The following is a 22,166-nucleotide window of genomic DNA, read 5'->3' as shown; positions in this document are numbered from 1 at the left end:
ACTTTACGATTATATAAATAGTAAAAACCAAAAATGTCCGATAAAGCTACTTTAGAATATCAGGGAAAAAAATATGATTTTCCAGTGATTGAGGGTTCTGAGAACGAACTCGCCATTGATATAAAAACATTACGAGCAACTACAGGAATAATTACCATTGATCCAGGATTTAAAAACACCGGATCCTGTGAAAGTGCCATTACTTTTTTAGATGGAGAAAAAGGTATTTTAAGATATAGGGGGTACTCCATTGAAGAGTTGGCCGAGAAGGCCGACTTCCTAGAGGTGGCCTACCTATTGATTTTTGGAGAATTGCCGAACCAACAGCAATTGACCAATTTCCATAACGACATTAAAGGGGAATCCCATGTAGATGAGGAAATGAAAAAGATTTTGGACGGTTTTCCAAAATCGGCGCACCCAATGGGGGTGCTTTCTTCACTGACCAGTGCCCTTATTGCCTTTAACCCTTCCTCGGTAAATGTTACCTCTGAAAAGGAAATGTACTGGGCCATAGTTAGGATATTGGCAAAATTCCCGGTATTGGTAGCCTGGACCCTACGTAAAAAGAAAGGTTTGCCATTGGATTATGGCGATGATAGCCTTGGATATGTTGAGAACATCCACAAGATGATGTTCAAGAAACCAAACCAAGAATACAAGAAGAATAAATTGGTGATCGAGGCCTTGGATAAATTGTTGATTCTCCATGCCGATCACGAACAGAACTGTTCCACGTCAACGGTGCGAATCGTAGGTTCTTCACATGCGGGACTGTTCGCTTCCCTGTCTGCAGGTATCTCTGCCTTATGGGGACCTTTGCATGGAGGAGCCAACCAGGCTGTATTGGAGATGTTGGAGTCCATAGAAAAAGACGGTGGCGATACTAAAAAATATATGGCCAAGGCGAAGGATAAAGATGATCCATTTAGATTAATGGGCTTTGGACATAGAGTATACAAGAATTTTGATCCAAGGGCAAAGATCATTAAAAAAGCTGCTGATGACGTATTGGGAGACCTTGGAATAGAGGATCCTATCTTGGATATTGCCAAAGGATTGGAAAAAGAAGCTCTGGAAGACAAATACTTCGTGGATAGAAAATTATATCCGAATGTGGATTTCTATTCCGGAATTATATATAGGGCGTTGGGAATCCCAACAGAAATGTTCACCGTGATGTTTGCCTTGGGTAGGCTTCCTGGTTGGATAGCCCAATGGAGAGAAATGAGATTGAAAAATGAACCTATTGGAAGACCAAGACAGATTTATATTGGAGAAAATGTGAGACCATTCGTTCCAGTAGATAAAAGAAAATAAATCTTTTCAAAAGTGTATACATAAACTGCCCCTTTTTTAAGGGGCGGTTTTTTTTTACATGAACAAGTATTCTATATTTGCTTAAAATTTAACTATGTTACATCTAAATGTTACAGACGAAACTTCTCGTTTACGGGCAGTTATTTTGGGTACTGCAGAGAGCTGTGGTCCTGTTCCTTCTCCAGAGGAGGCTTATGATCCAAAATCTCTGGAACATATATTGGCCGGTACCTATCCCAAAGAGGAGGATATGGTCAAAGAAATGGAGGCCTTTGCCGCTGTTTTTGAAAAATATGGGGTTAAAGTATATAGACCTAAAGTCTTCAAGGATGTCAACCAGATATTTTCGAGGGACATCACCTTTGTTATAGAAGATAAATTGATCAAAGCCAATATTCTTCCAGACCGGGAGATTGAGATTGAAGCCATTAAACACGTTCTGGCAGATATTCCGAAAGAGAATATTATTACACCTCCAGCGAACGTACATATAGAAGGTGGAGATGTTATGCCCTATGGGGATTATATCTTTATAGGCACCTATACCGGAGCAGATTATGCGGATTATATTACGGCAAGGACCAATAAGGCCGGGGTGGAATTCATACAATCCCTGTTCCCCAATAAAACGGTAAAATCCTTTGAGTTACGGAAGTCGAACACCATAGCCAATGAGAATGCCCTTCATTTGGATTGTTGCTTTCAACCTGTTGGTAAGGACAAGGCGATCATACATAAGAACGGTTTCCTTGTAGAAGAGGAATACCAATGGTTGGTCAACTTTTTCGGAAAGGAAAATGTGTTTGAAATTACCAAGGACGAAATGTACCACATGTTCAGCAATGTATTCTCCATAGCCCCAGATGTTGTGGTGTCGGAACGTAATTTTACACGACTGAACAATTGGCTGAGGGAACACGGATTTACAGTAGAGGAAATCCCATATGCCGAAATATCCAAACAGGAGGGATTGTTAAGATGCAGCACCATGCCCCTGATCAGGGATTAACGCTTAAAGTTCGTTTTCGAATATAATTGATCAGGGCCATAAAAGAAACGAGGGCCCAGATCCCTTCCAAGATGATAAAGGGAATATATTCCAATAGAAGGGAGGCAAAGCAGGCTATGCTTGCTCCAGAAAGATTTAACAGGATATAGGATAGGTCCGTGGGTTTTATAAGCTGTCTTAGATTAAGAAAATAACCCATTAATATTAAAAAAACGCCAATAGCTCCGATCCAATCTGTAGTTGTCATCCAGTAAGTATTTTTTAACCTTTAAGGTATTTAGATTGGCAATTTAATAAACTAATTTTGTGCTGATCAGCGCAGGATAAAATATTTATAAAAATAGATAGTACAAGTCATGAAACAAGCAACAAATACCATTTTAATGGTTCGCCCAGTCAACTTTCGAATGAATGAGCAAACGGCTGTGAACAATTACTTCCAGGAGAAATTGGATATGGTGAACCACGACATCAATGTCAAGGCCCAGAATGAATTTGATGCCTTTGCGGCTAAACTAAGGGAGAAAGGGGTAAATGTTGTTGTTGTAGAGGATACCTTGGATCCCGATACCCCAGACTCCATCTTTCCAAACAATTGGGTTTCTTTCCATGAAAATGGCAATGTTGGGATCTACCCGATGTTTGCAGAAAACAGAAGAAATGAACGACGGGAAGATATTTTGGAAATCTTGGAAGAAAAAGGATTCCTGATCGAGAATATTGTGGACTATACTTCTGCAGAAGCAGAGGAGTTGTTCTTGGAAGGTACGGGAAGTATCATTTTGGACCGAGTGAACAAAAAGGCCTACTGTGCCCTGTCTGCCCGTGCCGATGAGGAATTGTTCATAGAATTTTGTGAGGATTTTGAATATACGCCCGTGGTATTTACGGCCAATCAAACTGTGGATGGTAAGCGTTTGCCCATTTACCATACCAATGTTATGATGTGTGTGGCCGATGATTTTGCAGTGATCTGCCTGGATACCATTGACGATAAAAAGGAAAAGAAAAATGTTGTAGAGCACTTGAAACAGGATGGAAAGGAAATCATAACTATTTCAGAATCCCAGATGCACCAATTCGCGGGGAATATGCTACAGGTGCAGGGCATGGGAGGTCAGACCTACCTAGTGATGAGTTCTACTGCCTACCATAGCTTGACCGCCGATCAGGTCAAGGCCATAGAAAAACATTGTCCCATAATACACAGTTCTTTGGAGACCATAGAAACGTGTGGAGGTGGTAGTGCCCGTTGTATGATGGCGGAAGTATTTCTTCCAAAGAGTTAACATATCTGGAACATCTTTACATAAAGCCTCTCTTTTACGATTAAAGAGGGGCTTTTTTGTCGTTGATCAATTCACGGAGGAAAATAGTGGCCATGGCCACCATAAAAAAGGCAAAGGGCAAGGAGGTGATGATCAGCAATTTTTGGACGGCGATCAAGACATTAATTTCAGGTTTGGCATTCCCCAATAAAATAATGGCCAATGCTCCCAAAAGAATAAAAACGGACCAGAGTAAACGATGCATTTTACTGGGTTCTTTTTTGCCCTTATCACTGAACATGCTCAATACAAAAACGGCAGAATCCACAGAGGTCACCAAAAAACTGATCAATAATAGGATGGTGGTCAGGTTTAAAACAGTGGATAATGGATAATGTTCGAAAAATTTGAAAATGGAACTAAATACGTTGTCAAATTCATTTTGATAATTTCCCCAGGACTCTATGAGTTGAAATGCCGAGCTGCCAAAAACTGAGAACCAAAAGAACGTACCCAAGGACGGAATGATCAAAACCCCTAACAACAACTGGCGCAGTGTTCTGCCCTTGGAGATCCGGGCAATAAAAATTCCTGTAAAGGGAGCCCATGCCAGCCAAAAAGCCCAATAGTAAAAGGTCCAGTCTGTCAAGAATTCAATACCGGGATCGTAGGAGCCAATAGCAATGCTCATGGGAATGAAGTCTATAAGATATTGCAGGCTTGCCTTGGCAAAGGACCAGAGAATATTGCCCATGTCACTGGTGACAAAGATGAAGACCAAAAGTGCGAGGGTCAGTAGAATATTCAATTTGGACAAGATTTTGATCCCTTTGTTAACGCCCTTCCAAACCGATACAAAGGCTATGGAAGAAATAACTATGGCCAACAGTAAAGTGGTGGAAATATCAAAATTTCGCTCAAATACATGGGTTAGTCCGCCATTTATCTGTGTGGTGCCAAGGCCTATTGCTGCAATTAGTCCAAATACCGTTGTAATGATGGTCATGACATCAATACCCATTCTGGCAGGTTTGTAAGTAATGGTATCTTCAATGGTAGAACTCACCAAGACCTTTTTCTTTTTTACAAATAGGGCATAACCTACAATCATGGCAAAAAGGCCATAAAAGGCCCAAGCGGTTAAACCCCATTGATAGAAGGTGAATTCCAAGGCTAGAATGTTAGGTGTGTTGGAGGAAGGAAATGGTGGGTTTTGTTGCATAAAAACGGGTTCCTGTACCGCCCTCAATAAAATTCCGGCACCCATACCTGCACTGTAGAGCATGGCGGTCCATGCCCATAGGGTATGAACCGGTTTTTGGTCCTTCTTGCCCAATTTTATCTTGCCCAGAGGTGAAAAGGCAATACCAATGAGCAAAAGCACACATGCAAGCCCTAGATAGAGGTAAAAATACCCAAAATAGTTCCGAACCCAAATGGAAGTGGATTCTATGGTATTGTAAGATTCTTTGGTGAAACCATAAACAATAAGGGAAAGTAAAAATATGATTCCGATGGATACGGTAAGCAGAATATTTTTTCTGAGGTATTTAAGAATAGCGATAAGGCAGTGATTTAAGTTTTAGCAATATTTCTGATCATCCCTCCAAATATAAAAAAGTGGAAAGGTACAATGCTGTACCAATACAAGCGCCCTTTTAAACCTCGTGGTCTAAAAGTGGCTGTTTGGTGCAAGACATTATTCTCATCTATTTTAAATTCCAACCAAGCCTCTCCAGGTAATTTCATCTCCGCAAATAACAAGAGTCGTTTGTTCTTCTTATCGGCCAATAACACACGCCAAAAATCAAGCGAATCTCCCGCGTAAATCCTGTCGGGGTGGGTGCGCCCTCTCCTCAGTCCCACGCCACCGGTAAACTTATCCAGTATGCCTCTGATTTTCCATAACCAATTGGCATAGTACCAACCTGTATCCCCACCTATTTTCCAAATTCTTTCCAATACCCTGTCGGGATCGTCCACCTTTATCTGTTGTTCGTCTTTGAGTACCCCGTACTTCGGGACTTGGATGAATTTTTTTAGGTTCTTGCTCATACGTCCGCTCACCATGCTGTCCTTCCAGCTACTGATGACCAGATTTTGCTCAATTTTGACAAATGCCATTTTAATGGCCTCCGTATAGGTGTGGGGTGCAATGCCCAAAATCTGTTGCAGGCGATTGTCTTTGGCAACCACCTCCATCTTCATGCTGTCCACTAAATTCATGGCCAGTTTATAGGAAGTGGAGGTAACAAAATAAAGCCAATAGGAGGAAAGCTTTGGGGTCATAACAGGTACCGTATATATGGCCACCTTAAAGCCGCGGACCTTCGCATATTGTTCCAGCATGGCCTTATAGGTAAGTACTTCTGGACCACCAATATCAAAGGAATCGTTATAGGTCTTTTCATTTCCCAGGACACCCGTCAAGAAATTGATCACATCCCTAATGGCAATGGGCTGGGTTTTGGTCAATACCCATTTTGGGGTTATCATTATCGGAAGTTTCTCGCACAGGTCCCTGATGATTTCAAAGGAGGAACTACCGGAGCCTACAATGATTCCGGCCCGAAGTACAGTAACATTGAAGTCGCCCTGATACAAAATGTCCTCCACATTTTTTCTCGAACGTAAATGTTTGGAGAGGTCTTTATCGTTTACAATACCGCTCAGATAAATGACCTGCTGCACTTGGGTATCCTTCATATAGCGATTGAAGGTTTGGGCGGAAACCGCCTCTTTTTCATCAAAATCTGTAGTAGAAGAACTCATGGAATGGATGAGGTAGTATGCTGCCTCAATATCGGCAGGCATCAAGTTTGGCTTGTAATCATCCAAAAAATCTACCTCCACTATACTGACCCTGGAAAGCGTTTCCGGATCCACGGACAACCGTTTTCTGTCACGTACGGCACAAACCACCTCATGACCTTTGTCCAACAGTTGCGGTAGCAATCTCATGCCTATGTACCCGTTCGCTCCAGTAAGTAAAATCTTCATAGTTATTATTGTTTATGCGTACAGACCTTCAATACGGATATATTGCACTAATTGGAAGATGGGATGTTTAAAGATCTTCAATGGAGGTAGGCGCATTGTCCGCCTTGTAATCCAATATTTTCCGAAAGAATTTTTGAATAGCCTTGGTATCCGATCTGACTTTAATAAAATAGTGGTCCCTGAATATGGAATACACCGCAAAATCACCTTTGTAAATAGTGAGTTTGTAATAGGGTATGACCAGGGCAAAAGTCTCCAAAAGGGACCGAAACCTTACAATGATTCCTTTAGGTCTCATTTCAATGTTGCAACTGTCCAAATTGTTGTCCAATAACAGGAGATCCCTGATTCCGGTGCTGGCCTCGGTAATAAATAATTTTGGGGAACCTATCCCTTTTAAGGCAAAACGCTCTTTTAGGGTAAATGGTTTCCCAACTTCTTCATCTACTTTTCTTGTGATTTCTTTATTGTTATACGATACATTTACAAGCATGGCATTACGAGCAATTTTTTATTTTAACGAACTTTTCATAGTTACCTATAAAGTTAAGGAAAACTTCAATTATACCGGCTTGGTTGGTGTTATAATCAGTGTGAAAGAATAAAAATGCGTAGTTTTGCAGCTTTAAAAGCCGAGATGTAATGAACATTCAAGAAGTCTTAACCTTAAAGGTAAAGGAAGCCGTCAAATCCATATATGGTATGGATCTGCCTGATGTAGAATTTCAACCAACCCGCAAGGATTTTGCAGGGGATATTACGGTTGTTATTTTTCCTATGTTGCGCACCATAAAAGGTAATCCTGTTCAAATTGGGGAGCAGATTGGTCAGTTTTTAAAGGAGCACGTTGCATCCGTGGAAGATTTCAATGTGGTTAAGGGTTTCTTGAACATAACCATTGGCGATAGTTACTATCTGGATTTCTTTAATGAAATAAAGGATGATCAAAATTATGGTCGTGTTGCCCAAAGTGAATCGGATGCGGTCATGGTAGAATATTCGTCTCCCAATACCAACAAACCGCTGCACCTTGGGCATATCAGAAATAACTTATTGGGATATTCCGTGGCCGAGATCATAAAGGCTTCGGGAAAAAAAGTATACAAGACTCAAATTATCAATGATAGGGGTATCCATATTTGCAAGAGCATGTTGGCGTGGCAGCGGTATGGTAACGGTGAAACACCGGAAAGTACAAAACTCAAAGGGGATAAGTTGGTAGGGAACTACTATGTGGCCTTTGATAAGGCCTATAAGGAACAGGTTGCAGCTATGGTTGCCGAGGGGATAGACAAAAAGGTGGCAGAAAAGGAGGCCCCGATCCTTTTGGAGGCCCAAGATATGCTGCGCAAATGGGAAGCTGGGGACGAGGATGTCGTCAACCTATGGAAAACCATGAACCAATGGGTTTACAAAGGGTTTGAAGTTACCTATAAGAACTTGGGAGTAGATTTTGACCAATACTATTATGAAAGTGACACCTATCTTTTGGGCAAGGATGTTGTTGAAGACGGACTTAAAAAAGGTGTGTTTTATAGGAAAAAAGATAGCAGTGTTTGGATAGACCTTACCGATGAAGGGCTGGACGAAAAAATAGTATTGCGTTCCGATGGAACTGCGGTGTATATGACACAGGATATCGGCACGGCAATCCAAAGGGTCAAGGACAATCCAGATGTGAAAGGGATGGTCTATACCGTTGGGAACGAGCAGGATTATCATTTTAAGGTGCTCTTCCTTATTTTAAAGAAATTAGGATTTGATTGGGCCGAGAACCTGTTCCATTTAAGTTATGGAATGGTGGATCTTCCCAGTGGAAAAATGAAAAGTAGGGAAGGAACCGTTGTGGATGCTGATGACCTGATGTCCGATATGACCAGAACAGCTGCGGAGATCTCCGAGGAGCTAGGAAAGCTGGAGGATTATTCCGAAGCCGAAAAACAAGAATTATATAAAGTTATAGGCCTTGGTGCCTTAAAGTATTACATATTAAAGGTGGACCCCAAAAAGCGGATCCTCTTTAATCCAGAGGAATCTGTAGATTTTCAGGGTAATACAGGTCCATTCATACAATATACCTATGCCAGGATTCAATCTATCCTGAGAAAGGCTGCGGATACCAAGGTGGACGTTTCAAAAGCATTGGATACTTCAAAAATGGAACTGCACGAGAAGGAAAAAGAATTGTTGAAGCAATTGCAACTGTTTCCGGATACCATTCAATTGGCGGCATCCAATTTTAGTCCGGCCCTTATTGCCAACTATACTTACGACCTTGTTAAGGAGTTCAATTCGTTTTATCAGAATGTATCAATTTTGGGCGAAGATGTTGAACAAAAAAAGATTCTAAGAGTACAATTGTCCAAGAAAGTAGGAGATGTGATCCAATCGGCATTCAGGCTATTGGGCATTGAAGTACCGGAAAGAATGTAGTTTCAAAAAAGTATATAAAAAAGACCGCTAGATGCGGTCTTTTTCATTTTGGAATTTAAATTTTTAAGCCTCGGATGATTTGGAAACAGCCAAACCATACACTACAAGACCAAAACCAATTTTGTTGATGGCATCACCAATGTTATAGACTACATCTAGATCGAGTCCGCCAAAAAGGCCTTCATACCATCCAGGTGTTCCAGCCATATAACCTATTGGATAGATGGCCCATCCTACTAAAACAAACCAACACAACGTTTTGTGGGCTTTTAATACGGCACCACCTGCTGATTCTGCCAGCTTTTTTGCTTGGCCCAACCAAATGTCATAAACAATGACAAAGTAAGCAATACCTGAAATAAGTCCCCATAGCCATGCTTGGTCCCTATATACCGCTTCCCCTAAGTATCCGGTAACCAACATGATCACGGAAAGGAAGATCAACCTCCACATCAGGGATTTTTTGGCTCCTGCCACTTTCAATATTAAAAAGAATTCAACACACATAAGCGGTACTGTCAGTACCCAGTCCACATAACGGAAGAAGGTTGGGGATTCCTCAAAGGCTGCCCAGTAGTCGCGCATATACCAATAGTGTACGGCTGCGATAAATGTAATTAATCCCGAAACCAAGATAGAAGTTCGCCATTTCTTGTCAAAACTGCCCATGGACAAAAAGAAAAAAGCAGAAGCAGCCATCATGGCCATACAGCCTACGAAAAAAGTAAAACCTACGTAATCATCCGGAGTGAGCTTTGCTACTAACGGAAGTGATGCTAAAAAGTTTTCCATAAAAAATAGTATTAATAGTTTTGTTTAATTAATTTGCTATAAAATTAAACAGAATTGTTTGAAATTATTGTTATAATTTTGTGAAAAATGAAAAAAGAGGATGTGATTTTTAAGAATCTGGATGGTTTTATAATTGTGACCACGTTTCTATTCCTTTGGTTTGCCATCAATTTTGGGGATGAGGTGGAAGACATGGTTGCCTATTTTTTAATCCTGACTTTTGGTATCCTACATGGAGCCAATGATCTTAAGCTGATAAGATCTTCCAATTCCAATGCTAAAAAGAAATACCATTTTTTAAGGGTCGCTTCGTATTACGTGTTGTTCATTATATTTTGTGCCGCGCTATTTTACGTCCTACCCAGTCTGGCACTGCTTGCTTTTATCTTGTTTAGTGGATATCATTTTGGAGAGCAGCATTGGGAATCAAAATTCAAGGAGCATTCCAATACAGCCATATGGTTCTATACGAGCTATGGGCTTATTGTTCTTTCCCTGCTATTTGTATCCCATTCTGGGGAAGTATGTGACGTTATTGAAAATATTGCGGATCTATATATAGCTCCGTATTATTTTACATATCTGCTGCTTTTTAGTATAGGGTTGTTTACGGCATTCTATATTTGGCTATCACGGTTGGGGAAGTTGGACAGTAATTGGGTCAAGGAAGTATTCTATTTGATTATTTTCTTGATAGTTTACAAAACAGCCTCCCTTTTGTGGTCCTTTGCCATTTACTTTATCCTGTGGCACTCATTGCCCTCCTTGGTAGACCAGATAAATTTTTTGTACGGTGGTGTCAACAAAAAAAATATGATCCGATACCTAAAGACTTCCTTTGTTTATTGGGCTATTTCGGTGCTGGGATTGGGATTGTTATATTTGTTCTTTGGTAGCGACAGTGAGACCTTCCTATCTTTCTTTTTCTCCTTTCTTGCAGCAATTACCTTTCCTCACGTTTTGGTGATGACCAAATTGAATAAATAATTTTTAAGGGTAGTTTTTTAAATAACCCACAATGCCTGCCTTATAATTAGTATGTTTGGGGGATGAGCTTACCAGAAATAGCAGGAACTTTGACCGTCACCTACATTGTGTGCTATTTCCTGTATATTTTTTATTACGCGCTGGGATTGTACCACATCAACCCATTGGTCAAACTCAAACGTTTAACGGCTCGGGAAAAACAACGCATTGCCCAAAATTTTCCGGTGTACAACAAGTTTTCCACCCTCCAGAAACAAAAGTTCGAGCTGCGTTTGCTCCGATTTAGAAGTCGGAAGCAATTTGTGTTCCACGGACTGGTACCCCATCAGGAAGAAATGGTATTGTTGATCTGCGCAACCGCTATAATGCTGACCATGGGCGTTAAAGATTATATGATTTCTTCCATCCATAGAATTATTATTTATCCTTCCCATTATTTTTCCAGAATTAATAGGCAAAGTCACATTGGGGAATATAATCCTGGGCTCAAAACATTGGTGCTGTCCGCAGAACACTTTAGGGCTGGTTTTGAATCTATGGATGATAATTTAAATCTGGGATTTCATGAATTTGCCCATGCGATAAGTTTTAATGCCCTCTCTAAACGCAATCGGGAGGCCCAAATCTTTACCTTGGGATTGAAAAAAATTCAACAATTGCATTTGGATAACCATTTTTTGACCCAAATGGAAAACACGGCCTATTTTAGAGAATATGGAATGGAAAATATCCATGAGTTTTTTGCCGTGGCCGTAGAGAATTATGTGGAAACCCCGGCCACTTTCCAAAAGGAATTTCCAGTGCTGTACCAGATTATAGGACGGATGTTGAATTTTGATTATCAACAGCCTGTAAAGCGGGTCAAAAGGTCAGCCTAAAACTTACATTAGGCGTTATTCCCAAAGAAACACTTTCTATGGTTTCTATCTGATCATCGTCATTTAATCTGTAATACGTATTCAATACATTTCTTTTGTTCAGAAGATTCAGAAAAGAAACACCAATAGATGACTTTATCCTATTGCCCATTTCAAAATCATAGATGGCAGAGGCATCCGCCCGTAAATAGTCTGGCAGTCTGCTACTATTGTTTTCTTGGTAATTAATGGTATTTGGGAAAGTCGTACGGTCAATACCATTACTACCCTCCTGGGGCTCTGTATAGGGCTTACCGGTCCTGTAATTCAATCCAACGCCCAATTTGAGTCCCTCATAGGTATACGTACCGGCAAAGGTAACCGTATGTCGTATGTCCAGATTATTGGGAAATGTATTTGGGGTAACATCTTCAAAAGTGTAGTTGTTGAGGTTATAGGCATAGCTTAACCAGGTACTGAAGGTGGTTGTTTTTTTATTGATCAAAAATTCAATGCCCTTTACGTCGTATTTTCCTATTTCACCATTGAACTGGTTTTGGTTTTGGAAACCTTGGGTAGAAGTGCTGATTCCGTTGACCTCTTTATAAAATCCTTGAATGCCCAAATACCAACTTTTGTCATCGTAATTGAAGCCCAAGGAACCTTGCTTGCTTTTGGTAATCGGGAGTTTATCGTTGTCGGAGAGGATCCATCGTTGCTTTTCAATCCCTAGAAAATTTTGCTCCAGATCTATGATCTGGTTGGTGGCCTGGTTCTTGAACTCTCCCAATAGTTCTCCATTGAAATGCTTGGTGAAGTTATAGGCCAAACTCAAGCGCGGTTCCAAGATCCACTCTTTAAAGGTGTTTAGGTTTTCCAGGTAATTTAATCTTGTGCCGGCCCTCGCGTGTAATTTTTTGTCCGAGGAGGTGTAATTGAGTTCAGAAAACAAGGAATGCTGCCTTAAAACCCCTTTGATGTTGCTTTTAAAAGCAGGCTGGGTCACATTGGTAAAGTTGATGATGCCTGTTTCTGTAAAGGCATATCCGTTGAGCATACCAAGCGTATTGGAGAACTCGTAATTGGTGTTGAACTTTACAGCGGTTTCCAATACCTGATTGTTCTGGAAGAGTTGCTGGCTCCCGTTGTCCGAGCTGTTCCGGGCATCCAAATTATACCTGGTATAATACATATTCAGATGGGTAGTAAAATTGGATGTCCAAGTACTTTCCAGTTGGCCTCCAAAGGAAATATTGTTCTGATCAAGTCCACTTCGGGAAGATCTAGAACTGTCCTGTGCCGTTTCTGTATATGCCAGATCATTTTTAATATTGATAAAACTCAACCTTACTTTTTGGTTTTCATTGAGATCGTAAAGGATCTTACCTGAAATGTCGTAGAAATAAAAGTCTTCCTCTCGTACTATGCCGTCATCAATGGATTGGTCATTGCTATCTTTGATCTCACTATCCTGAAAAGCCTTTTCAAAAAATCGGTTATAGGTCGGTGTATTCAAAAAATCGGTGACCGAACGTCTTGCGGAAAACTGGAATGCCAGTTTTTGGCCCAAGGGCACATGGGCGTAAGCATCGCCACTGATGAGGTTAAATCCTGCGCCCCCAAAAAAGGTGCCGTTAATGTTGTTCTGGGATTCCATATTGATGATACTACTGACCCCTTCTCCATATTGGGCACTGGTACCATTTTTGATAATGGTGACCTTATCCGTTAGATAAGGATTAAAGGCCGAAATCAGCCCGAAAAAATGGCCAGATTGGTACATTTTAATACCGTCCCATAAAATCAGGTTCTGATCATTTGTACCACCCCTCACATTAATGTCCGATACAGTTTCATCGATACTTTTGATCCCGGGAAGCGCTTGTACCGTCTGCAGTACGTCTGGTTCAATTAGTCCAGGAAGGATTCCAAAATCGTCTATGGTCAAAAGAATGCTACCGTCCCTTTGTTGGCTAAGGCCCGTGGTCAGAAGCTTAAAAAGGATCACCTCATCCAATTCCTCATAATTGGGCACCAATAATATTTGAAGACAGGGTGATGGATCAACCAATTCTTCCGCCCTGATATATCTGGTTTTGTAGCCAAGGAAGCGTATCCTTAAGGTAGCCTGTCGTGGAATATTCTTCAGGGAAAAAGTTCCTTCAAAATTGGTGACCAGTGCAATGCTGCTGCCCAATACTTCTACAGTAGCACCAGGGATAGTGTTCGATTCATAATTATCCAGTACTTGGGCACAGATATCCACAGTGGTGTTTTTGTACAGGGTATAATACCGGTCACTCAGTTTTTTGATCTGAAGTTGGGTTTGGTTTTGGATGCCGCTTAAAATAACCGACAAATACTCGCCTTCAATAGGGTTGATCTTCAAATTTTCCAAATCCTCGTCCACATAGGAAAACTTTACCTTAAAGGTGGCCTCCAGAGATTGGATATATGCTATGAGGGGTATAGAAACAACCTTGCTGTTTTGCGCCTTGGTACCCAAGGAGAAAAACAGCAGGAGCAAAAAAGTGGTATGTAGAATTTTATGGTGTCTCTTCAGCATAGAACACGACTTTATTCCCATCTAGTTTTTTGAACTTGATATTGGTAGGAACGCTTATACTTTCTAACGCTAAATCTATATTTGTGTTGCTAAATGTACCGGTAAATAATTGGTTAATATCGATATCCCTCACCGTTACAGTTACATTGTATTGTCTTTCAAACTCATCCAGGACATAGGATAACGGGATGCTCTTAAAGTTACTTTCGTTGTTCATCCAGTAGGGCATAGTGGATGTTGGGGCAACAGTGGGCTTCATTTCACCGTTGATGGCCAAAAACGAGGATCCAGCTGGTACTTTGATCTCTTGGTTGTTATAAGTAACACTAACCAAACCTTCGTAACAGGTCACTTCAAATAAGCCTTTTCTGTTCTCTACATTAAATTGGGTTCCCAATACAGCAACCGTTCCTCCATCGGTAGTTACGGTAAATCGTTTCCCTTTGGCCACTTTAAAGAAAGCCTCTCCTTTTAAGGATATATTTCGTTGTTTGTCCCATTTCTTTTTGCTGTAGGAAACTTCAGAATCTGCATTCAGTACAATTTCCGAGGCATCGGGCAATATTACTTCGGCACGTTCAGCGTATTGGGTGGAAATAGTTTCCTCCAAGGAATTGAAATAAAATATGGATGCAATGGCAATTACCGCAATGGCCGCCGCAACCCGCATCAATTTTGTAAAAGGGCGCATTTTGATGACCTTTGGTTGGGAAGCTCCCCTTTGTTCTTTGAGGGATGCCCATGCCTTGTCAGCATCGAACTTAGGAGCCTCCAATGTACTGGAAACATCCTTCAATCGCTGATAGGAAGCATATTCGGCAGATTTTTTAAATTCGGCCAACTCCATCTCAGAGAGCTCGTTATTGAGCCATTTTGCTAAGTAATTTTCTTGCATCTTACTGTTCTTTTCATAAGTGTAACAATCAAAAAAGTAAATACCCTACTTTTCCATTGAAATATTTTGTCTTCAAAAGGATAAAGTATAACGGTATGGATCATCTTTTCGTTACTATCTATCCTTATAAACAGGTAGAGGTTTAAATACCTTCTATTTGTTCGCGCAATGTTTTCAGGGCCAAATGCATCCGTTTTTCAATGGCCTTGACGCTAACATTTTCCAATTCTGCAATTTCGGCGTATTTTTTTCCGTCTATTCTGTTCAATAAAAAAGTAGTGCGCTGATTTTCTGGAAGATTGTTCAATGCACGGTCCAACTTTTCCTGATATTGTTTTTCTTCCAACAAAAATTCAGGGGACTCATGGGACACCTCCAAACTCTTATCGGCATATTTAAGGCGTACCTTTTCTGCCTTGATCACATTCAGGTAAAGATTATTGGCAACGGTATAGACAAAAGATTTTGCTTTCTCGGGAGCAACCTTTGCACAATTTTCCCAAAGCTTTATAAATGCTTCCTGCACAACATCATATGCTTTCTCCTCATTTCCGAACTTATAATATATATAATTAAAAACCGTTTTAGAATTGGTGTTAAAGAGGGCGCTATAGACCTCTTCTTTGCAAACGTTGTTTTTGTTGTCCGTATCCAAGCTCAAAAATTTTTTTCAAAGATATTTTAAAAAAAATTAAAAATTGGGTAGGGTTTTTTATAACTGGGTTGTTCTATAGTCATAAAACCAAATTAAATCCAAAACATTATGAAAAAGTTTTTGAGTTATCTAATGTATGCCGGCCTACTGGTATTTGCTATGAACTTTACCTCATGTCAAGATGAGTTTGAAGAATTGCCAAATGGAAACCAACAGGAAGCAATTGCAGCGAGTTCTGCTACTGCCAACCTTGTGGAACGTACTTCATCCAATGATGGTTCCTTTGATAATATTGTAGATGGATCTAGCTGTATAGCTGTGCAATTCCCATATACCGTTGAGGTGGCAGGAATTCAATTGACCATAGATTCCAGAGCTGATCTCCAACTGATCGAAGAAATATTCGATTCCATGGACGGAAATGAAGTTTTCTTGGAAATTTTATTTCCAATTACCATTACCCTTGCCGATTATACGGAAGTGGTGATCAACAACAAGGAAGATTTACGTGAATTGGCTGCCGATTGTAAAGAGGGTGGAGATGATGACGATATTGAATGTATAGATTTTGTTTACCCTGTTAAATTGTACACCTTTAGTGCCAACCTACAACAGACCGGTAGTGTAGTGGTGAACAGTGATATGGAATTGAGAAGATTCTTTAAAGGTTTGGATGATAATGATCTGGTAAGTTTTGATTTCCCATTAAGTCTTGCCCTTTATGATGGAACGGAAATATCCGTAAACAGTAACGCAGAATTGGCCAATGCCATTGAAAATGTCAAGGATGCCTGCGATGAGGATGATGATGATGACTATAATGACGATGATTTCAACAAAGAACGTTTGGATGAGTATTTGGTATCCTGTCCAATGTTGGTTCATGAAGTAAAAAGGAATGGGATCAACCAGACCGATCAATATTTCGAATACATAATGAATTTTAAGGAGAATGGTACGGTCATCGTAAAGAACAGAACCGGTGCAGCCCTTGAGGGAACCTGGTCCACTAGAGTCGGGGAAAACCGTGTCCTATTGAAATTGGAGTTTGATGTTTTGGTAGATTTTACGCTGGAATGGTTTGTATATGAAATTGAAGAAGGTACCATTAAACTATATGCAGGAGAAGGCAATAAGATTATCATGAAAAAAGCCTGCGATATTGTAAACGATACCCCAGATACCCTTAGGGAAATATTGAAAGAATGTAGCTGGGTAATCAAGAAGGTGAAGAACAATGGAGAGGAGATAGACCGACTGTTGGGTTATAAGTTCACTTTTGGCGCCAATGCAGAAGTTACCTTGAGCAACGGAGTGAATACTTCTACCGGAACTTGGGGAATCACCACCAATGCCCAGGGTCAATTGGTCATGGCGGTTACCATGGGTGATGAGCCAGGCGTAAGCTTTGAATGGTTGTTGAGGGATTTGACCAACAAAAGATTGAAGTTTGAGATAGAGGATACAGCGTATGAACTGATTTTGGAACGTCACTGTAATGATAACAATGAAGATGGCGATGTAATGGAAATTAGGAACTATCTGATGGGCGGTGCCTGGAAAATTGCACAGTACACGGTAAACGGTAGCAATACCGCCAGTTCTTATGCAGAATTTGATTTCTTCTTCTCATCCAATAATGTAGCTACTATTTCTGTAAACGCAGATCCTATCGTTGACAATGGTTTGTGGAGAATCATCCGGGATAGTGATGGGAAGCTAAGATGTTACCTGAACTATGGTGAGAACAACAATTTTATCGTATTGACCAACGATTGGAGGATTGTAGCGGTCAGCAGCACACGTATAGAATTGAGAAAGGAAACTACCGGAGGAACGGAGAATATTCTGGTCTTCGAGAAATAAGAACCACTTTTTTGCCCCAAATATTTTGAAAAGGGTAACTTCTTAACGAAGTTGCCCTTTTTGCGTTTATATTTTTAAGGTCAAACTTCCCACTTCCCATTGTTATTCTTAAATTTGCAATTCTTAATACTGCAAGACTATGTTTGATAATTTAAGCGAAAAGCTAGATAAGGCGCTTCACGTCCTCAAAGGGCACGGACAGATCACGGAAATAAATGTTGCCGAAACCCTAAAAGAGGTAAGACGGGCTTTGTTGGACGCCGATGTCAATTTTAAGATTGCAAAAGAATTTACCAACAAGGTCAAAGAAAAAGCCTTGGGTCAGAACGTACTGACTTCCCTACAACCAGGGCAGTTGATGGTAAAATTGGTGAAAGATGAGCTGATTGAGCTTATGGGCGGTGAAACCGAAGGAATCAACCTATCGGGCAACCCCTCCATCATATTAATGTCAGGTCTCCAAGGATCTGGTAAGACCACATTCTCTGGGAAACTGGCCAATTTCCTAAAGACCAAAAAAACTAAAAAGCCATTACTGGTGGCCTGTGACGTTTATCGTCCAGCGGCAATAGACCAATTGCACGTGGTCGGGGACCAGTTGGGTATTGAAGTGTATTCCGATAAGGGCAACAGTGATCCTGTGGCCATTGCCAAAGCGGGTATTGCCCATGCCAAGGCAAACGGACACAATGTGGTGATCATAGATACGGCAGGACGTTTGGCAGTGGACGACGCCATGATGAAGGAGATCTCCAATATCCATAAAGCGATAGAACCACAAGAAACCCTATTTGTTGTTGATGCCATGACCGGTCAGGATGCGGTAAACACCGCCAAGGCCTTTAATGATATTTTGAATTTCGACGGGGTGATCCTAACCAAATTGGATGGTGATACCCGCGGTGGTGCCGCTATTTCCATTAAATCGGTGGTAGACAAGCCTATAAAATTCATAGGAACAGGGGAAAAAATGGATGCCATAGATGTATTCCATCCTTCCCGTATGGCCGATCGTATCCTTGGGATGGGAGATGTTGTTTCCTTGGTAGAACGTGCCCAAGAGCAGTTTGATGAGGAGGAGGCCAGAAAAATCCAAAAGAAGATTGCCAAGAACACCTTTGGTTTCGATGATTTCTTGGGACAGATCCAGCAAATAAAAAAGATGGGTAGCCTTAAGGACCTGATGGGAATGATCCCGGGTGCAGGTAAGGCCCTAAAAGGATTGGACATTGATGATGACGCTTTCAAGCACATAGAGGCCATCATACATTCCATGACCCCGGAAGAACGTTCCAATCCAACAGTATTGAATGCCAGTAGAAAAGTACGTGTGGCCAAAGGTAGTGGTAGAACCGTACAGGAGGTGAACCAATTATTGAAGCAGTTCAACCAAATGAGCAAGATGATGAAGATGATGCAAGGTGGTGGTGGCAAAAAGATGATGCAAATGATGGGTGCCATGAAGGGCATGCGTTAATTAGGCCCCACATCAAAGAAAAAATTACCAATTAAAAAAGATACTATGGAGCTATTGGACGGAAAGAAAGTTTCCAATCAGATTAAAGAGGAAATTGCCGTTGAGGTTTCCAAAATGAAAGAACGAGGGGAGAAGGTTCCCCATTTGGCAGCTATCATTGTTGGTAATGATGGGGCCAGCCTTACCTATGTAGGCAGTAAAGTGCGTTCTTGTGAGAAAGTTGGTTTTGAATCCACTTTGGTCAAAATGCCAAGTACCACCTCGGAATTGGAGTTGCTGAAAAAGATTAAAGAGCTCAATGAAAATGACGACATAGACGGCTTTATCGTACAACTTCCGTTACCCCCTCAGATAGATACACAAAAAGTTTTATTGGCAGTAGATCCCGATAAGGATGTGGATGGTTTCCACCCCATGAACTTTGGAAAAATGGCCTTGGATATGAGCACCTTTATTCCGGCTACCCCATTTGGGATCTTGGAATTATTGGAGCGCTACAACGTGGATACCAAAGGGAAGCATACGGTTGTCATTGGTAGGAGCCATATTGTTGGACGCCCCATGAGTATCCTAATGGGCCGTAAGGGATGGCCTGGGAACTCTACGGTAACCTTGACCCATAGCCATACCAAAAATATCACCCAAATCACCTCACAGGCAGATATTATTATCTCGGCCCTTGGAGTACCCAATTTTTTAAAGGCGGAAATGGTGAAAGACGATGCCGTGGTCATCGATGTCGGAATTACCCGTGTTGCGGACGATACCAAAGAGAAAGGGTATTATATCACTGGAGATGTTGATTTTGAAAACGTCAGTAAAAAAGCTTCCTTCATTACTCCTGTTCCAGGTGGGGTAGGACCTATGACCATTGCCATGCTATTAAAAAATACCTTATTGGCCAGGGAGCGTCACAGAGGAAGAAAATAAATTAAATACGGATCAAAAAATGCCCCAATTATTGGGGCATTTTTGATTTATAGGCAACCCCCTTAATACTATCGTTGGGATTCAGTACATCAATATCATTGCTATCGTCATAATCACAACTGCCCATGGCGATAATGGCGCCAAATACCAAGAATACAGCCAAAACTTTTTTCATAGACCAGCAATTTAGTAGGTATCAAAACCTAGTCCTATTGATTAACATAACGATTTTTTTTGCTTTTTCTTATATGATCGCTGCCCCTGATTGCCGATAAAGAATCCATTTTCGTTGAATTGCACATGGATACATGGGATAATTGGGTTGTTTGATAATTTTAGGGAAATGAGTATCTTTTCTCTGATCAAATCCATACCAAACCATGAAAAGACTTTTGACCTTCCTTGCCGTCATTTTGTTTGTAGGCTGTCAATCCAATAAGGAGCCATCCGATACCGTAACCCTGACTGTTTCATTCTCGGAGACCCTAGGTTCAGAAAAGCTGGACGGGAGATTATTGTTGATGTTTGCCAACAACGACAAAACTGAACCTCGTTTCCAGATCAATGATGGTCTAAACGCCCAGCTGATCTACGGCAAAAATGTGGATGGTATGGCGCCCAACGACAAAGTGGTTTTTAATGGGGACGATTTTGGCTTCCCCATTGCAAGTATGGCCGATATACTGCCTGGAGATTACTACGTACAGGCGCTTTTGCATACGTATGAGACTTTTAATTTGTCTACCGGGCAGACCGTAAAACTTCCCATGGACAATGGGGAAGGCCAGCAATGGAACCGTTCCCCAGGCAATATCTACAGCAAGCCCGTAAAGGTTACCATTACCGAAAATGGGTTTCCCGAGATTGATATTCAGATGGATCAGGTCATTCCCCCAATTGAGGAGCCCAAGGATACGGAATGGATCAAGCACATCAAGATTAAATCTGAAAAACTCTCTGAGTTTTGGGGGAGGGATATGTACTTGGGTGCCCACGTATTATTACCCAAGGGCTTTATGGAACACCCAGAGGCCAAATACCCACTGATGGTCTTCCATGGACATTTTCCCAATGATTTTGGAGGTTTTAGGACCACGCCACCGGACCCCAATATGAAACCCGAATATTCTTCACGGTTCAACGTGGAAGGTTATAATATTATTCAGGAGCAGGAGGCCTACGACTTCTATAAGCGATGGAACGAGCCCGATTTTCCCAGGTTCATCATCATACAGATCCAACATCCGACACCTTATTATGACGATTCCTATGCTGTAAATTCTGCGAGCCAAGGACCGTATGGCGATGCCATTACTTATGAGCTTATCCCACATATTGAAAAGCAGTTCAGGGGCATGGGTGAAGGATGGTCACGTTTTCTTTATGGTGGCTCTACTGGAGGTTGGGAGGCCTTGGCGGTACAGGTGAAATATCCAGAGGAATACAATGGGTGTTTTGCCGCTTGTCCGGACCCCATAGATTTTAGGGCCTATTGCCTCACCAATATTTACGAGGACAAGAATGCCTATTACTATGAGAGCGATTATAAGAAGTTGGAGGTCCCCGCCCATCGCGATAATTTGGGCCAGATTCAATCTACCCTTAGGGAAGGCAACCACCTGGAATTGGTGCTGGGCGACAAATCTAGGTCTGGCCAACAGTGGGACATCTGGGAGGCTACCTATTCACCACAGGGGAAAGACGGATACCCCGTGCGCCTTTGGGATAAAATGAGTGGGGATATCAATCAAGAAGTGGCCAAGTACTGGCAGGAAAATTATGACCTACGCTACATCATGGAGCGCGATTGGGATAAGTTGGGGGAAAAATTGAAGGGAAAAATCCATATTTATTGTGGGGATATGGATAATTACTATTTGAACAATGCCGTCTACCTGATGGAAGAATTTTTGGAAGGTACCACAGACCCCTATTACGATGGGGAAGTGGCCTATGGGGATAGGGCAGAGCACTGTTGGAACGGTGACCCTGACCAGCCCAATCATATCACTCGGATGCGGTACAATACCATGTACGTGCCCAAAATTATGAAACGGATTGCGGAAAGTGCCCCCAAAGGTGCCGATTTGACCAGTTGGAGGTACAAATAG

Annotated in this window: 19 protein-coding genes; 10 read left to right on the top strand and 9 right to left on the bottom strand. The window is 41.3% G+C overall.

Annotation, left to right across the window (positions count from 1 at the left end; genetic code table 11):
• Nucleotides 1-33: 33 nt before the first annotated feature.
• Together WAA86_RS09420 and WAA86_RS09415 are read left to right on the top strand one after the other, a co-directional pair.
• Nucleotides 34-1,320: a citrate synthase gene (locus WAA86_RS09420; protein WP_337300753.1), complete on the top strand. Its 1,287-nt coding sequence runs from the start codon at nucleotides 34-36 to the stop codon at nucleotides 1,318-1,320.
• Between the two features lie 94 nt (nucleotides 1,321-1,414).
• The gene (locus WAA86_RS09415) at nucleotides 1,415-2,329 is read left to right on the top strand and encodes a dimethylarginine dimethylaminohydrolase family protein (protein ID WP_337300752.1); all 915 of its coding nucleotides are present in this window, start codon (nucleotides 1,415-1,417) and stop codon (nucleotides 2,327-2,329) included.
• On the opposite strand, the gene WAA86_RS09410 is transcribed toward WAA86_RS09415, so the two are convergent.
• Nucleotides 2,319-2,576: a CBU_0592 family membrane protein gene (locus tag WAA86_RS09410; protein WP_337300751.1), complete on the bottom strand. Its 258-nt coding sequence runs from the start codon at nucleotides 2,574-2,576 to the stop codon at nucleotides 2,319-2,321. The genes WAA86_RS09415 and WAA86_RS09410 overlap by 11 nt on opposite strands.
• Before the next feature lie 109 nt (nucleotides 2,577-2,685).
• Between WAA86_RS09410 and ctlX the strand changes: the two genes are divergently transcribed.
• On the top strand, nucleotides 2,686-3,618 hold the full coding sequence (gene ctlX, locus WAA86_RS09405) for a citrulline utilization hydrolase CtlX (RefSeq protein ID WP_337300750.1): 933 nt from the start codon (nucleotides 2,686-2,688) through the stop codon (nucleotides 3,616-3,618).
• 40 nt (nucleotides 3,619-3,658) lie between these two features.
• Here ctlX and WAA86_RS09400 read toward each other — a convergent pair whose 3' ends face one another.
• The 3 genes from WAA86_RS09400 to WAA86_RS09390 form a co-directional block, all read right to left on the bottom strand.
• On the bottom strand, nucleotides 3,659-5,113 hold the full coding sequence (locus WAA86_RS09400) for a BCCT family transporter (RefSeq protein ID WP_337300844.1): 1,455 nt from the start codon (nucleotides 5,111-5,113) through the stop codon (nucleotides 3,659-3,661).
• 59 nt (nucleotides 5,114-5,172) lie between these two features.
• Nucleotides 5,173-6,597 carry an SDR family oxidoreductase gene (locus tag WAA86_RS09395; RefSeq protein WP_337300749.1) on the bottom strand — a complete coding sequence of 475 codons (1,425 nt, stop codon included), beginning with the start codon at nucleotides 6,595-6,597 and terminating at the stop codon, nucleotides 5,173-5,175.
• A 67-nt stretch (nucleotides 6,598-6,664) separates the two neighbouring features.
• The gene (locus WAA86_RS09390; RefSeq protein WP_337300748.1) at nucleotides 6,665-7,090 is read right to left on the bottom strand and encodes a hypothetical protein; all 426 of its coding nucleotides are present in this window, start codon (nucleotides 7,088-7,090) and stop codon (nucleotides 6,665-6,667) included.
• Nucleotides 7,091-7,239: 149 nt separating this feature from the next.
• Here WAA86_RS09390 and argS point away from each other — a divergent pair, with 149 nt between their 5' ends.
• Nucleotides 7,240-9,030 carry an arginine--tRNA ligase gene (argS, locus tag WAA86_RS09385; RefSeq protein ID WP_337300747.1) on the top strand — a complete coding sequence of 597 codons (1,791 nt, stop codon included), beginning with the start codon at nucleotides 7,240-7,242 and terminating at the stop codon, nucleotides 9,028-9,030.
• Nucleotides 9,031-9,093: 63 nt separating this feature from the next.
• On the opposite strand, the gene WAA86_RS09380 is transcribed toward argS, so the two are convergent.
• Nucleotides 9,094-9,822: a bacteriorhodopsin-like gene (locus WAA86_RS09380; protein ID WP_337300746.1), complete on the bottom strand. Its 729-nt coding sequence runs from the start codon at nucleotides 9,820-9,822 to the stop codon at nucleotides 9,094-9,096.
• 87 nt (nucleotides 9,823-9,909) lie between these two features.
• Here WAA86_RS09380 and WAA86_RS09375 point away from each other — a divergent pair, with 87 nt between their 5' ends.
• A complete protein-coding gene (locus WAA86_RS09375) occupies nucleotides 9,910-10,809 on the top strand; it encodes a Brp/Blh family beta-carotene 15,15'-dioxygenase (RefSeq protein ID WP_337300745.1) in 900 nt (299 codons plus the stop codon).
• A gap of 62 nt (nucleotides 10,810-10,871) precedes the next feature.
• Nucleotides 10,872-11,687 carry a zinc-dependent peptidase gene (locus WAA86_RS09370; RefSeq protein WP_337300744.1) on the top strand — a complete coding sequence of 272 codons (816 nt, stop codon included), beginning with the start codon at nucleotides 10,872-10,874 and terminating at the stop codon, nucleotides 11,685-11,687.
• On the opposite strand, the gene WAA86_RS09365 is transcribed toward WAA86_RS09370, so the two are convergent.
• The 3 genes from WAA86_RS09365 to WAA86_RS09355 all read right to left on the bottom strand — a co-directional run bounded on the left by WAA86_RS09365 (nucleotide 11,671) and on the right by WAA86_RS09355 (nucleotide 15,782).
• Nucleotides 11,671-14,232 (bottom strand): TonB-dependent receptor, encoded by a 2,562-nt coding sequence (locus WAA86_RS09365; protein WP_337300743.1) that lies wholly within the window; start codon nucleotides 14,230-14,232, stop codon nucleotides 11,671-11,673. The genes WAA86_RS09370 and WAA86_RS09365 overlap by 17 nt on opposite strands.
• Entirely contained in the window at nucleotides 14,213-15,127 is a 915-nt protein-coding gene (locus WAA86_RS09360) for a FecR family protein (RefSeq protein WP_337300742.1), read from the bottom strand. The genes WAA86_RS09365 and WAA86_RS09360 overlap by 20 nt, the downstream gene beginning before the upstream one ends.
• A gap of 142 nt (nucleotides 15,128-15,269) precedes the next feature.
• The gene (locus WAA86_RS09355; protein WP_337300741.1) at nucleotides 15,270-15,782 is read right to left on the bottom strand and encodes an RNA polymerase sigma factor; all 513 of its coding nucleotides are present in this window, start codon (nucleotides 15,780-15,782) and stop codon (nucleotides 15,270-15,272) included.
• A 108-nt stretch (nucleotides 15,783-15,890) separates the two neighbouring features.
• On the opposite strand from WAA86_RS09355, the gene WAA86_RS09350 reads away from it, so the two are divergent.
• The 3 genes from WAA86_RS09350 (at nucleotide 15,891) to WAA86_RS09340 (ending at nucleotide 20,055) form a co-directional block, all read left to right on the top strand.
• On the top strand, nucleotides 15,891-17,648 hold the full coding sequence (locus WAA86_RS09350) for a hypothetical protein (RefSeq protein WP_337300740.1): 1,758 nt from the start codon (nucleotides 15,891-15,893) through the stop codon (nucleotides 17,646-17,648).
• Nucleotides 17,649-17,787: 139 nt separating this feature from the next.
• A complete protein-coding gene (ffh, locus tag WAA86_RS09345) occupies nucleotides 17,788-19,125 on the top strand; it encodes a signal recognition particle protein (RefSeq protein ID WP_337300739.1) in 1,338 nt (445 codons plus the stop codon).
• A gap of 45 nt (nucleotides 19,126-19,170) precedes the next feature.
• Nucleotides 19,171-20,055 (top strand): bifunctional 5,10-methylenetetrahydrofolate dehydrogenase/5,10-methenyltetrahydrofolate cyclohydrolase, encoded by an 885-nt coding sequence (locus WAA86_RS09340; protein ID WP_337300738.1) that lies wholly within the window; start codon nucleotides 19,171-19,173, stop codon nucleotides 20,053-20,055.
• Nucleotides 20,056-20,083: 28 nt separating this feature from the next.
• Here the strand turns inward: WAA86_RS09340 and WAA86_RS09335 are convergent, their stop codons facing one another.
• Nucleotides 20,084-20,230 (bottom strand): hypothetical protein, encoded by a 147-nt coding sequence (locus tag WAA86_RS09335; protein WP_337300737.1) that lies wholly within the window; start codon nucleotides 20,228-20,230, stop codon nucleotides 20,084-20,086.
• A gap of 205 nt (nucleotides 20,231-20,435) precedes the next feature.
• Here WAA86_RS09335 and WAA86_RS09330 point away from each other — a divergent pair, with 205 nt between their 5' ends.
• Complete coding sequence (locus WAA86_RS09330; RefSeq protein ID WP_337300736.1) at nucleotides 20,436-22,166, top strand: alpha/beta hydrolase-fold protein; 1,731 nt, start codon at nucleotides 20,436-20,438, stop codon at nucleotides 22,164-22,166.

It is taken from the genome of Sediminicola sp. 1XM1-17 (assembly GCF_037203765.1).
In the GTDB taxonomy this organism is placed as follows: Bacteria; Bacteroidota; Bacteroidia; order Flavobacteriales; family Flavobacteriaceae; genus Sediminicola.
This window is presented reverse-complemented; position numbering and strand designations above follow the sequence as displayed.

Coding starts and splice junctions, on each gene's coding strand:
- WAA86_RS09420 (WP_337300753.1), top strand. CDS start 34: ATGTCCGATAAAGCTACTTTAGAATATCAGGGAAAAAAATATGATTTT.
- WAA86_RS09340 (WP_337300738.1), top strand. CDS start 19,171: ATGGAGCTATTGGACGGAAAGAAAGTTTCCAATCAGATTAAAGAGGAA.
- ctlX (WP_337300750.1), top strand. CDS start 2,686: ATGAAACAAGCAACAAATACCATTTTAATGGTTCGCCCAGTCAACTTT.
- WAA86_RS09390 (WP_337300748.1), bottom strand. CDS start 7,090: ATGCTTGTAAATGTATCGTATAACAATAAAGAAATCACAAGAAAAGTA.
- WAA86_RS09360 (WP_337300742.1), bottom strand. CDS start 15,127: ATGCAAGAAAATTACTTAGCAAAATGGCTCAATAACGAGCTCTCTGAG.
- WAA86_RS09370 (WP_337300744.1), top strand. CDS start 10,872: ATGAGCTTACCAGAAATAGCAGGAACTTTGACCGTCACCTACATTGTG.
- argS (WP_337300747.1), top strand. CDS start 7,240: ATGAACATTCAAGAAGTCTTAACCTTAAAGGTAAAGGAAGCCGTCAAA.
- ffh (WP_337300739.1), top strand. CDS start 17,788: ATGTTTGATAATTTAAGCGAAAAGCTAGATAAGGCGCTTCACGTCCTC.
- WAA86_RS09365 (WP_337300743.1), bottom strand. CDS start 14,232: ATGCTGAAGAGACACCATAAAATTCTACATACCACTTTTTTGCTCCTG.
- WAA86_RS09415 (WP_337300752.1), top strand. CDS start 1,415: ATGTTACATCTAAATGTTACAGACGAAACTTCTCGTTTACGGGCAGTT.
- WAA86_RS09330 (WP_337300736.1), top strand. CDS start 20,436: ATGAAAAGACTTTTGACCTTCCTTGCCGTCATTTTGTTTGTAGGCTGT.
- WAA86_RS09395 (WP_337300749.1), bottom strand. CDS start 6,597: ATGAAGATTTTACTTACTGGAGCGAACGGGTACATAGGCATGAGATTG.
- WAA86_RS09375 (WP_337300745.1), top strand. CDS start 9,910: ATGAAAAAAGAGGATGTGATTTTTAAGAATCTGGATGGTTTTATAATT.
- WAA86_RS09410 (WP_337300751.1), bottom strand. CDS start 2,576: ATGACAACTACAGATTGGATCGGAGCTATTGGCGTTTTTTTAATATTA.
- WAA86_RS09350 (WP_337300740.1), top strand. CDS start 15,891: ATGAAAAAGTTTTTGAGTTATCTAATGTATGCCGGCCTACTGGTATTT.
- WAA86_RS09380 (WP_337300746.1), bottom strand. CDS start 9,822: ATGGAAAACTTTTTAGCATCACTTCCGTTAGTAGCAAAGCTCACTCCG.
- WAA86_RS09335 (WP_337300737.1), bottom strand. CDS start 20,230: ATGAAAAAAGTTTTGGCTGTATTCTTGGTATTTGGCGCCATTATCGCC.